Annotated in this window: 9 protein-coding genes; 6 read left to right on the forward strand and 3 right to left on the reverse strand. The window is 46.4% G+C overall.

From position 1 onward, the window contains the following. Positions 1 to 11: 11 nt before the first annotated feature. The 3 genes from ACPYIV_RS07505 to ACPYIV_RS07515 all read right to left on the reverse strand — a co-directional run bounded on the left by ACPYIV_RS07505 (position 12) and on the right by ACPYIV_RS07515 (position 3218). Positions 12 to 1262, reverse strand: a complete 1251-nt coding sequence (locus ACPYIV_RS07505) for an efflux RND transporter periplasmic adaptor subunit (RefSeq protein ID WP_293733854.1) — start codon at positions 1260 to 1262, stop codon at positions 12 to 14. 69 nt (positions 1263 to 1331) lie between these two features. After that, positions 1332 to 2669, reverse strand: coding sequence for a TolC family protein (locus ACPYIV_RS07510; protein ID WP_425886253.1), 1338 nt, complete (start codon positions 2667 to 2669; stop codon positions 1332 to 1334). Between the two features lie 147 nt (positions 2670 to 2816). Then, positions 2817 to 3218 (reverse strand): transposase, encoded by a 402-nt coding sequence (locus ACPYIV_RS07515; RefSeq protein ID WP_301705633.1) that lies wholly within the window; start codon positions 3216 to 3218, stop codon positions 2817 to 2819. 252 nt (positions 3219 to 3470) lie between these two features. Here ACPYIV_RS07515 and ACPYIV_RS07520 point away from each other — a divergent pair, with 252 nt between their 5' ends. From ACPYIV_RS07520 to ACPYIV_RS07545, 6 genes are all read left to right on the forward strand, one after another. Next, on the forward strand, positions 3471 to 4820 hold the full coding sequence (locus ACPYIV_RS07520; RefSeq protein ID WP_293733857.1) for a sigma-54-dependent transcriptional regulator: 1350 nt from the start codon (positions 3471 to 3473) through the stop codon (positions 4818 to 4820). Continuing rightward, positions 4820 to 6139, forward strand: coding sequence for a sensor histidine kinase (locus ACPYIV_RS07525; RefSeq protein ID WP_293740485.1), 1320 nt, complete (start codon positions 4820 to 4822; stop codon positions 6137 to 6139). Before ACPYIV_RS07520 ends, ACPYIV_RS07525 begins: the two co-directional genes overlap by 1 nt. A 291-nt stretch (positions 6140 to 6430) precedes the next feature. Continuing rightward, positions 6431 to 7684: an Nramp family divalent metal transporter gene (locus tag ACPYIV_RS07530; protein ID WP_293734859.1), complete on the forward strand. Its 1254-nt coding sequence runs from the start codon at positions 6431 to 6433 to the stop codon at positions 7682 to 7684. A gap of 508 nt (positions 7685 to 8192) precedes the next feature. Then, positions 8193 to 9935 carry a glutamine--tRNA ligase/YqeY domain fusion protein gene (locus ACPYIV_RS07535; RefSeq protein WP_293740598.1) on the forward strand — a complete coding sequence of 581 codons (1743 nt, stop codon included), beginning with the start codon at positions 8193 to 8195 and terminating at the stop codon, positions 9933 to 9935. Between the two features lie 78 nt (positions 9936 to 10013). Continuing rightward, the gene (locus ACPYIV_RS07540; protein WP_293734857.1) at positions 10014 to 11456 is read left to right on the forward strand and encodes a tetratricopeptide repeat protein; all 1443 of its coding nucleotides are present in this window, start codon (positions 10014 to 10016) and stop codon (positions 11454 to 11456) included. 2 nt (positions 11457 to 11458) lie between these two features. Continuing rightward, positions 11459 to 12367, forward strand: a complete 909-nt coding sequence (locus ACPYIV_RS07545) for a DUF368 domain-containing protein (protein WP_293734856.1) — start codon at positions 11459 to 11461, stop codon at positions 12365 to 12367. Positions 12368 to 12374 lie beyond the last annotated feature (7 nt).

Raw genomic sequence — 12374 nt, forward strand, 5'->3', positions numbered from 1 at the left:
ATACTTTAGCTCTATTCAAGTACCAGCACCTCATTATCCTTATAGCTCTCATAGCTGGAAACGATCACTTTTTCACCGGCTTCGAGGCCGTCAATGACTTCGTAATATTGCGGGTTCTGGCGACCGATCTTGATTTTGCGGCGATATGCTTTCTTGCCGTCTTTGTCAAGAACGAAGATCCAGCTGCCGCCTGTGCTCTGGAAGAATGTTCCGCGCGGGATGATGATGCTTTCTGTCGGCTGTCCAAGTTCCAGATTAATGTAATAGGTCTGTCCACTGCGGATATTATCGGGGCGTTCGCCGGTGAAGACGAAATCCGTACGGAACTTACCGTCGCGCACTTCCGGATAGACTTTGCGTACATTCAATTCAAAATCCGATCCCTGGCGTTCGAATGTTGCGGACAATCCCTTTTTCACGCGGTCGATATAATGTTCGTCGATCAAAGCTTCGATCTTATAGTCCGACAAGTCGTTTATCTGCCCGATTTTCTGCCCGGCCGAAACATTCTGGCCTAATACTACATCCAGCAATCCCAATTCACCGTCTATCTGTGAACGGACATTCAAATGCTCTTTGCGTTCATGCACCAAAGCAATGTTTTTACGCATATTGGACAAACTGGTTTCCATTTCGTCCATCTGGATCGTGCGGGAAATCGAATCCTGGCGCAAACGTTCCACTACCAGATCGTATTTCTTACTTGCCAGCTCATAATCTTCTTTTGCTTTCAGGAATTCTTCCTTTGCAATCAGGTTTTCTTCATACAACTTTTTTTGTTGGTTATAAGCGCGACGGAAGCGTGTCATATCCACATCCAACTGGGCCTTTTCCAACTGGTTATTCAGCTTGTCTTGTTCCATCGCCACCTGCGTATTACGAAGAAAATTCTGTTTTTCCGCCAGTTGGGCTTCGGCATCCAGTATCTGCAGGTCAAGGTTTGAATTGGAAAGACGGATGATCACATCCCCTTTCTTCACCTGTGCCCCTTCCTCTACGACTTTCTCCTGCACGATGCCCCCTTCTTCAGGGCTTAGCTGCACAACCGTAATAGGCTGTACCTGGCCGTTCACACGAACGAAATCGTTAAACTGTTCTTTCGTTACATTCCCTATATTGACACCGCGTGCATCCACCTTCAACGTCGAAGCGTGATCACCAAAAACAATCCATCCTACCAAAACCAGGAAAAAAGCGCCACCTGCTACATAAGGAATATGCTTCTTCTGAAGACCTTTCTTTTTTTCTAACTGTATATCCATGATTGTATGTTTTTATTTCTTAAACTTTCAATTTTCAACTTTCAATTTTCAACTTTCAATTTTCAATTATCAATTATCAATTATCAACGGTTGCCCTTTATAATAATCAACCTGACGGCATTTCATCATGTACAGCAAACGTCTCTGTAAAAGGTCAGCCTTCGAGTTCAACAAAGTCGTTGCATTTGTCTGTACGTCGAGCGGACTCATCAGCCCTTCCTCGAATTTACGGAGAGTAACCTGATAGGCCAATGCATCGGCTTTGACTTTCTTCTCCATCTGGATCGTTTCTTTAGCATAGCCTTCCCGGTCTAAGACAGCCAGTTCGACATCTTTTTGCAACTGACGAAGTGTTTCGGTCTGTTTTTCATAAGCGATGCGGACATTATTGCGGGCACGACGTAGGTTGGTAATCCGTGACAGGCCATCAAACAAAGGAAAACTAAAACTGAAATAGATATATTCTCCCCGGTTATTTTTAAACTGATCCTTAAAGGGTGTTGGAGCGTTTTCCGATTTCAGGTTTTCAAAGTAACTGGTAGTGATACCTGCTTCGACAGAAAGAGTCGGAAGTAATTTCCCTTTTGTTATCAGATAGTTCATTCTGCTGGTTTTCAACTGAAATGCTGCTTGCAAAGCAGTCGGATTGTTTGCCATGGCATAATCTTGTATGGCGCTGACAGATTCCTCGGCCAATATATCCTGCACGGGAGGAACAACCGTATCGACATCGAGTGCCAAATCCGACGGATAGTTCATCGCATTCTTCAAAGTCATCATCGCCGTATTATAAAGATTCTGCTGATGCGTCAAGTTATAATCGTCACCGGCTACCTGCGATTCGATCTGGGCAACATCTGCCTTTCCTTTCAAACCCAACTCTTCCTGACGGCGTGTCTTGTATAAAAGCCGCTGGCTGTCTTCCAACTTTTCGGAGCACATCTTCACCAATCCCTGGTAATAAACAACCGTAATAAATGCATCCATTATACTGATTGCCAAATCATCTTTCTGCTTCTGCAAATCATTTCTGCCCATGTGGCGGTTCACATTTGCCAGGCGCCATTGGTTAATCAACTGTCCGCCTCTGAAAAGCGGCAAGGAAGCATAAGCTCCATAGCCATTATTAAAGGTAGATGTGTTTACATAGGTATTTGTCTCCGGGTCTACAGAACGTCCAAACCTATACTGTGCATCCACCTGTGTACTGATTGAAGGCAAAAAAGAGGCTATGGCAGACTGTTGCTCGGCTTTATATGTATTATTGGTATAAATCTGCTGCTTTACCTTCGGACTGTTTTCCACCGCATACCGCATGCAATCGTCCAAACTCCATATTTTATCCTGCGCCATTACCGAGGCAACCAGGGTAAAAGAAAGTACTGTTGTAAATATGATCTTTTTCATTGCTATATTATTTTCTACCTGATAAAGTGCAAAGAGCGTGCCAAAATAGATAAAACAATAATATACAACGAGTTAGTATAATATCATTTGGCAACAGATGTCAAAAAATTGGACAGTGGTGTAAAATAATTAGACAATGCGAAGACACTATCCGTAAAACATATCCTCTTCCCACCGACCAGGATTATGGTGGATATAACAGGAGATTCGGTCGTAGTCATCATAATTCCGGATGATGTGCTCATAATAATTCCGTTGCCACAAACGATGTCCTTTGGGATAGTGCCAATGCCTGTTATAACGTTTGGTAGACAACGATTTGAACGCACAAACAACATCTCCCACCGTAGGGGCAGGGCTCTGCTCTGCCCTCTTGTCTATTTCCCGGAGATCTCCTATCCGGGCAGAGCAGAGCCCTGCCCCTACGAGTTCGATAATGGCATGAAAATGATTAGGCATAATCGTGTATTCATGCAAAACCACAGGAAAACGTTGTTCTATGCTTAACCATTCTTGTTGAACAAGTTCTCCGATATCATTTATTTCCATGATACCTTCCATAATATTTCCAAGTAGCTGTTTTCTGTCTTGTACACATACCGTCACGAAATATAATCCTTTGCAAGAATAATCATACCCTTTTAGCCGAATAGAGTGTCTATCATATTTTTTCATAGTCTATCTGTTTTAATTAACGATAAACAAAGATACAACTCTCATCAAAATCACAAAATTTCTTTTAAATTATCAGTTACTCCAACAGAACAAATTATCTTTGCAACAGACATACAAGAAAAACAAATGACAAAACAAGGCACCATACTGGTAGTAGACGATAACAAAGGGATCCTTACCGCAGTACAGATGCTGTTAGGCACTTGCTTCGAGAAGGTAATAACCATCTCTACTCCCAATAAGATAAAAGCCACACTGCACGACGAAAATATAGATGTGGTTCTATTGGATATGAATTTCAGTGCCGGTATCAACACCGGCAACGAAGGGCTGTTCTGGCTTTCGGAAATAAAAAAGGAAGATGCATCGATACAGGTGGTTCTTTTCACGGCCTATGCGGATATCGACCTTGCCGTACGGGGGATCAAGGAAGGGGCGGCCGATTTTGTTGTCAAGCCCTGGGACAACGCCAAGTTGCTGGAAACATTGAAAACGGCCTATAACATCCGGACCTCAAACCGCAAAGGCATTGCGATCGCCGACAATAAACTCGTCGTCTCCAAAGAGAGCGGAATGTTCTGGGGAGAAAGCAACGCCATGCAGCAACTCCGTTCCCTGATAGAGAAAGTCGCCCGCACAGACGCCAACATATTGGTTACCGGCGAAAACGGGACCGGCAAGGAAATGCTTGCCCGCGAGATCCACCTGCTTTCCAACCGAAAGAAAGAAACATTGGTTCCGGTCGATATGGGAGCCATTACGGAGACGCTTTTCGAAAGCGAGCTGTTCGGGCACGTCAAAGGTGCATTTACCGACGCACGGGCAGACCGCCCCGGTAAATTCGAAGTCGCCGATAACGGCACGCTGTTCCTCGACGAGATCGGGAACCTCTCCTACCATCTGCAGGCGAAGTTGTTGACCGCCTTGCAACGGCGCAGCATTGTCCGCGTGGGAAGCAATACGCCTATCCCGGTCAATATCCGCCTGATTTGTGCAACCAACCGCGACTTGCAGGAGATGGTACAGAAAGGAGATTTCCGCGAAGACTTGCTCTATCGTATCAACACGATCCATGTGGAGATACCGCCCCTCCGGGAACGGCCCGAAGACATTGTTCCGCTTACCGAGATATTCCTTTCCAAATATGCCAATATCTATGGCAAAGCCGCCATGCGCCTCAGTCCGGATGCCAAAGAGAAACTGAAAGCGCAACCCTGGTTCGGAAATATACGGGAACTCGAACACACGATCGAGAAAGCCGTTATCATTGCCGAAGGAAGCGTACTGGACGATTTCGATTTTCCACGGCCGAAAAAGGAACCGGCGACAAAAGAGGCGACAACCTTGGAAGAGATGGAATATAATATGATCAAAAATGCAATGGACAAGTACAGCGGCAATTTGTCGCTCGTCGCAAGCCAGTTGGGGATTTCCCGCCAGACTTTATACAATAAGATAAAACGTTACGAACTATAATGCTGCTGAAAGGATGTTACCATAATTTCCATCTCCGTATAGCTGTTTTCATTCTTCTGACAATAGCCGAGACCTATTTCGCCCTCCGGCAGGAATGGATATGTTTTATCCCGCTCCTATTAATCTGGGCTTTACTTCTCCGGTTAATCCTGTTGTCCGATAAGCGAAACGCCCAAAAAGTCGCTTTCATGTTCGACGCGATAGACAACAGCGACTACGCTTTCCAGTACGCGACACGCGGCCGCTCGTCGAACGACAAATTAGTCAGTGAATCGCTTAACCGCATCACGCAGATTCTTTTCCAGGCCAAAGCGGATGCCGTCCAGAAAGAGAAATATTACGAGTTGATCATGAACTGCGTAAATACCGGTATTATCGTTCTTGATGACAACGGCGTGATTTTTCAGACGAACAACGAAGCATTGCGGCTGCTCGGACTGACCGTCTTCACCAATGTGCGCCAACTTGCCCGCATAGACGAGAACCTGAAAACCGTCATACAGAATATCCAGCCGGGCGACAAGCACCAGATATCCTTCACCAACGAACGCGGCAACGTGCACCTGTCCATCCGCGTTTCGGAAATGACGCTACAGGAAAAGCATGTGCGCATCCTGGCAATCAACGATATAAACAGCGAATTGGACGATAAGGAGATCGATTCGTGGATACGCCTGACACGCGTCCTGACGCACGAGATCATGAATTCGGTCACTCCTATCACTTCCCTCAGCGACACGCTTCTCTCTTTGCATCAAAATGCGGACGACGAGATACGCAACGGGCTGGAAGTAATCAGTACGACAGGAAAAAGCCTGATCTCTTTCGTGGAGTCATACCGTAAATTCACACATATCCCGACACCGGAGCCGACTCTTTTCTATGTCCTGAAATTCACCGAACGTATGGTGAAGCTGGCGCGGCACCATACCAATTACCCCAACATCACAATCAATATCAGCGTAGAACCTTCCGACCTGATCGTTTATGCAGACGAGAACCTGATCTCGCAGGTTGTCCTGAACCTGCTGAAGAACGCTATGCAGGCGATCGGCAACGAACAGGCGGACGGCCTGATCGAACTAAAAGCCTATTGCAACGAAGAAGAAGCCGTCCTGATCGAAGTCAGCAACAACGGGCCTGTCATTCCGCAGGAAGAGGCCGAACATATCTTCGTCCCGTTCTTCACCACCAAGGAAGGCGGCAGCGGTATCGGGCTTTCCATCTCCCGCCAGATCATGCGCCTTTCGGGAGGCAGCATCGCCCTGAAGAGTGCGCCTGCCGCCAAACGGACGACGTTCATATTGACATTCCCCTGATGAATCGACAATTATAAAGATAAAACAAATCAGCCGATAAAAATTATCAATTATCATAAACATTTACACCGGTAAATATTTTATATCTTTGGACGGTAAATAATGATTTATTGGTATATTTAAGGTGTCGCTGTAGGGGCGGGTTCTAAACCCGCCCGATTGAAATATGTATATTTGTCGATATCGGGCAGGTTTAGAACCTGCCCCTACAGAACGACAATCATTTCGACAACGATGTCATTCCATCACACCCATAAATCATCATTTACAACAATAACATAAACTATCAATATGAATCTATTAGACAAACTCAAAATCAACCACCGTCCGAGTGCCGGCGCTCTGGACCTGCTAAAATATATCGGACCGGGATTACTTGTTACCGTAGGCTTTATCGATCCGGGAAACTGGGCGACCAATCTGGCTGCCGGTTCCGAATTCGGCTATGCCCTGCTTTGGGTAGTCACTTTCTCCTCCATCATGCTGATTATCATCCAGCACAACGTCGCCCACTTAGGGATCGTTACCGGACTTTGCCTCTCGGAGGCGACCAACAAATATATGCCGCGCGCACTAAGCCGCCCCATCCTGGTCTCCGCCATGCTGGCCAGCATTTCGACCTCGCTTGCCGAGGTGCTGGGAGGCGCAATTGCTCTGCGGATGCTGTTCGGGATGCCGATCAAGGTCGGCGCTGTCATCGTGACAATTGTCTGCCTCGGGATGTTGCTTACCAATACGTACAGTAAGATAGAACGCTGGATCATCATGTTCGTTTCGATCATCGGGCTCTCTTTCCTCTATGAGCTGGCGCTGGTCGACGTACAGTGGGGAGCCGCCATCGAAGGATGGATAAAGCCGACTTTCCCGGAAAACTCCATGTTGATCATCATGAGTGTGCTGGGAGCCGTCGTCATGCCTCACAACCTGTTTTTGCATTCGGAAGTCATACAGAGCCGCGAATGGAACCTCGAAGACGAATCGGTGATCAAAAAGCAATTGAAATATGAATTCTACGACACGCTGTTATCTATGGTTATCGGCTGGGCGATCAACTCGGCCATGATTATCCTGGCAGCAGCAACCTTCTTCAAACAGAATATTGCGGTAGACGAACTGGACCAGGCACAACAACTATTGGTCCCGCTGGTCGGAAACAATGCGGGTGTCATATTCGCCGGAGCACTCCTGCTGGCAGGTATTTCCTCCACGATCACATCCGGGATCGCCGGAGCATCCATCTTTGCCGGATTCTACGGTGAAGCATACAACCACAAAGACCTTCACTCCAAATTAGGAGTCTTGTTGTCGTTTATCCCTGCTTTACTCATTATTTTTGTCGTAGGCGATCCATTTAAAGGCTTAATATACTCGCAAATGTTGCTGAGCGTACAGTTGCCGATCACCGTTTTCACACAAGTTTACCTGACATCCAGCAAAAAAGTAATGGGCAAATTTGTGAACTCGCGATCCACAACGATCATTTTAGTCACTTTAGGGGCACTTGTGACCTTCTTAAACGTTGCACTTCTGATAAGCCTGATTTAATACAATAACCCCGATAAAAAAGATACCAGATGCGGGAGTAGTATTTCACCTCCTGCATCTATGTTTTATCTTATCTGCATCCAATGTTCGCCTTTCCGCATCCAATTTCATTTCCATGCCCATATATTCTAAATTCCATGCAAGTGCAATTATAATTTCATGCAAGTGTATTTACAGTTCCATGCAAGTGTATTCAGACATCCGTACAGACAAAATCAAGATCATTTTCAACTATCAAAAACAACAATAAGTCAAAAAATTAAATCCGAAAAAATCCCGTTTTTGTCGAAAAAATCCCGTTTTTATCGGTTAAAAGTACACAAAGAAAAGAAAAGTAAAGAAAATCTCTCTCTCACTTCGTTCGAAAAGAGAGATGCGTGCGAGAACTCTTTTCCTCGCGAAAAAATCAGAACAAAAGAAAAGAAAAGAAAAGCCGGAAAACAGTTGCATTCCGGCCTTTATTTCACTATCTTTGCAAACTTTGAATAGAAAACATTTAACTACAAAGATGAGCGATATCAAAACAAACGAAGAAGAAGGTAAAAAGAGCTTGAACTTCATTGAAGCAATGGTAGAAAAAGATTTGGCGGAAGGTAAAAACAAGGGACGTGTACAGACCCGTTTTCCGCCTGAACCAAACGGATACCTGCATATCGGACATGCCAAAGCCATCTGTATGGATTTCGGCATTGCCCAAAAGTACGGGGGTGTTTGCAACCTGCGCTTCGACGATACCAATCCGGTAAAAGAAGATTTGGAATATGTGGACGCCATCAAAGAAGACATCGAATGGCTTGGTTACCACTGGGATAATATATACTACGCTTCCGACTACTTCCAGCAACTCTGGGATTTCGCAATCCAGTTGATCAAGGAAGGAAAAGCATATATCGACGAACAGACCTCCGAACAGATCGCTTCACAGAAAGGAACGCCGACACAGCCGGGCACAAACAGCCCCTATCGTGACCGCCCGATCGAAGAGAACCTGGCACTGTTCCACAAGATGAACAGCGGCGAACTGGAAGAAGGTTCGATGGTGTTGCGTGCCAAAATCGACATGGCAAACCCGAACATGCACTTCCGCGACCCGATCATCTACCGCATCGTCAAGACTCCGCACCACCGTACGGGCGACAAGTGGAAAGCATACCCGATGTACGACTTTGCACACGGGCAGAGCGACTTCTTCGAAGGTGTCACTCATTCGTTGTGTACGCTCGAGTTTGTCGTGCACCGTCCGTTGTACGACCTGTTCATCGACTGGCTGAAAGAGGGCAAGGACCTCGACGACAACCGTCCGCGCCAGACAGAGTTCAACAAACTGAACCTGAGCTACACGCTGATGAGCAAGCGAAACCTGCTGATCCTCGTGAAGGAAGGCCTGGTACATGACTGGGACGATCCCCGTATGCCGACCATCTGCGGTTTCCGCCGTCGCGGTTATTCACCGGAAGCAATTCATAAGTTCATCGACAAGATCGGTTACACCACTTACGATGCGCTGAACGAATTTGCATTACTGGAAAGTGCCGTCCGCGAAGACCTCAACACCCGCGCAACCCGTGTATCGGCCGTGTTGAACCCGGTCAAGCTCATTATTACCAACTATCCGGAAGGACAGGTGGAAGAGATGGAAGCGATCAACAATCCGGAAGATCCGTCGGCAGGCAGCCATACGATCGAATTCAGCCGCGAGCTATGGATCGAACGGGAAGACTTCATGGAAGATGCTCCTAAGAAATTTTTCCGTATGACTCCCGGCCAGGAAGTGCGTCTGAAAAATGCCTATATCGTGAAATGTACGGGCTGCAAGAAAGACGGGAACGGCGAAATCACGGAAATCTACTGCGAATACGATCCGAACACCAAGAGCGGTATGCCGGACAGCAACCGGAAAGTAAAAGGTACGCTCCACTGGTTGAGCTGTGCACACTGTCTGCCGGCCGAAGTACGCCTGTACGACCGCCTTTGGAAAGTGGAGAACCCGCGCGACGAGATGGCGGCTATCCGCGAAGCAAAGAACTGTTCGCCGCTGGAAGCGATGAAAGAGATCATCAACCCGGACTCTCTGAACATATTGACGAACTGTTATGTAGAGAAATATCTGGCAGACGCCAAGCCGCTCGACTACCTGCAGTTCCAACGTATCGGCTATTTCAATGTGGACAAAGATTCTACGCCCGGCAAATTAGTCTTCAACCGTACCGTATCCCTAAAAGATACTTGGAGCAAGATGAAGGATAAATAATGTGCCAATGAGATAATGTGCCAAAGGGAAGAGATCTTTTTAATTGGCATATTGGCACATTGATTAATTATTAATAGTATGAAGAAAAAAGATATTTCACGCCTGTTACAACGTTATCTATCCGGCCACCAGGAAGGTAAGGAAGCCTATTTTGATGCTGATGAGATCGATGAACTGTTGGACAGTTTTGAAGAATCTGATGATTATACTTACTATGATGAAGTCCTGGCCTTAGGGCTGAGGCTTCATCCCGGTAATCCCGATTTGCAGATCAGGCAATGCAAGTCGTTCGTCTACAACGAAGACTATGACAGCGCGCTCGTCCTGATCGAATCGATAGCTGAAACCGACAATCAGGATCTTGACATGCTACGTCTCGAATGTTATGTCATGCAGGATTCGTACGACAAAGTAATCGAATATATAGAAAAGCTCATCGCCGATAAATGCGAATACCTGGAAACGATATTCGAATATATCGCACCGATCTTGGGGGATGTGGAGATGACGAAGGAAGCACACGATTTCATCAATCGCGGGCTTATGCTCTTCCCTGACAACCTGATCCTGAAAGACGAACTTTGCTACAACCTGGAATTGGAAGGCGATATAAAAAAAGCGATCGAGGTCTGCAACGAACTGATTGACAAGAATCCCTACTCCAACGACTATTGGTTCACATTAGGCCGCCTCTACTCCATCAGCGGAGACTATGAGAAAGCGATCGAAGCATTCGACTTTGCTCTCACATGCGATGACTCGGACGTAGAGCTGAAGATACTGAAGGCTTATTGCCTGTATATGAACGAGAATTACGAGAAGGCGATCGAAGTGTACAACGACATTGCGACGACCGACGAAATCCGTACCCGTATCATGCCTCTGCTTGCCGAATGTTACGTTAAGTTGGAGAACTACGAACAAGCTTATGTTTTGCTGAAAGAGCTACTTAAGCATAACAGCCAGCAAGAGGATTCAAGCACCTATATCAACTATATCCGTTGCTGTGTCGAAACAGGCCGTGAAGAAGAAGCCTCCAATGCCCTGATGAAAGCGTCCAAATTATTCCCGAAGAATATCCGCATCCTTTCCTTGCTGGCTCTGACCTATCTGGAAAACGGGGACGAGCATAAAGCTATGGAAGCGACCGACCGCCTCTTCACCGCCCTCGACCAGGTGGACGATAAACAGCAGGAAGACTTCGAGAGTTTGTACCGTGCCGGACAATATCTGTTTATGAAAGGGGATATAGACAAAGCTCTGCAATATTACAAAAAGGTATTGGAAGCCAATCCGGAAATGCCTTATATGCACCTTCATATGGCAATGGCGTATCTGGCTAAGGGAGATATGAAGCATTTCGGCGAACATTACAAGCAGACTTCCTCCGAAGAGTTGCTCGATTATCTGAAAGACGCCGGACTCAATTACGAAGGGATAATTGAGAACATCGGCAGCAAACATATTCCACCGGAAGACTTAGTGAAAGAATTCCTCAAGAATAAGGATAACAATAATTAAACATGAAAAGAAATCTAAAAGACTACGGCCTCTTAGTTTTAAAAGGCATGGGTATGGGTGCGGCAGACGTCGTTCCCGGCGTTTCAGGCGGGACCATCGCCTTTATTGTTGGAATTTATGAAGAGTTGATCGACTCGATCAAAAGTATTAACGGAGCCAGCCTCAAACTGCTCTTTACCGGAAAGATCGCTGCATTCTGGAATGCGATCAATGCCAATTTCCTGCTATCCATCGTCGCAGGGATCGGGATCAGTATCTTCTCGTTGGCAAAGATCATCACCTGGCTGCTGACCGACCATCCGATCTTAGTCTGGTCCTTCTTCTTCGGCTTGGTACTGGCTTCCACCTGGTTTGTTTCCAAAGATATCAGGAAATGGGATTGGAAGACAGTCCTGAGTTATATCGTCGGGATTGCCGTCGCGTTCTACATTACAGTAGCAACGCCTGCCGAGACGCCTTCCAACCTGTTCTTTATCTTCCTTTGCGGGGCGATAGCCATCTGTGCCATGATCCTGCCGGGCATATCGGGCAGCTTTATATTGGTGCTGCTGGGTAAGTATTTCTATATTATGGAGGCGGTAAAGACATTCAATATTCCCGTGATGCTGGTGTTCATCTGCGGTGCGGCAATCGGCATCACCAGTTTTTCCCGTGTGCTTTCGTTCGCCCTTCGCCGGTTCCACGACATTACGATCTCCGTGCTGGCCGGTTTTATGCTGGGCTCGCTGAACAAGGTTTGGCCTTGGAAAGAAACGATCGAGACCTATACGGATAGTCATGGTATTGTAAAACCTTTGGTCGAGGCTAACATTATGCCTAACGAGCTTGTCTGGGAAGCTGTCGGCCTGATGATTTTAGGCTATGCCATCGTCTACTTCTTAGAGAAACTCTCGATGAAGACGGCTAAATAAACAACAT

The sequence above is a fragment of the Parabacteroides vesiculifaciens genome, from assembly GCF_049860805.1.
Taxonomy (GTDB): Bacteria; Bacteroidota; Bacteroidia; order Bacteroidales; family Tannerellaceae; genus Parabacteroides.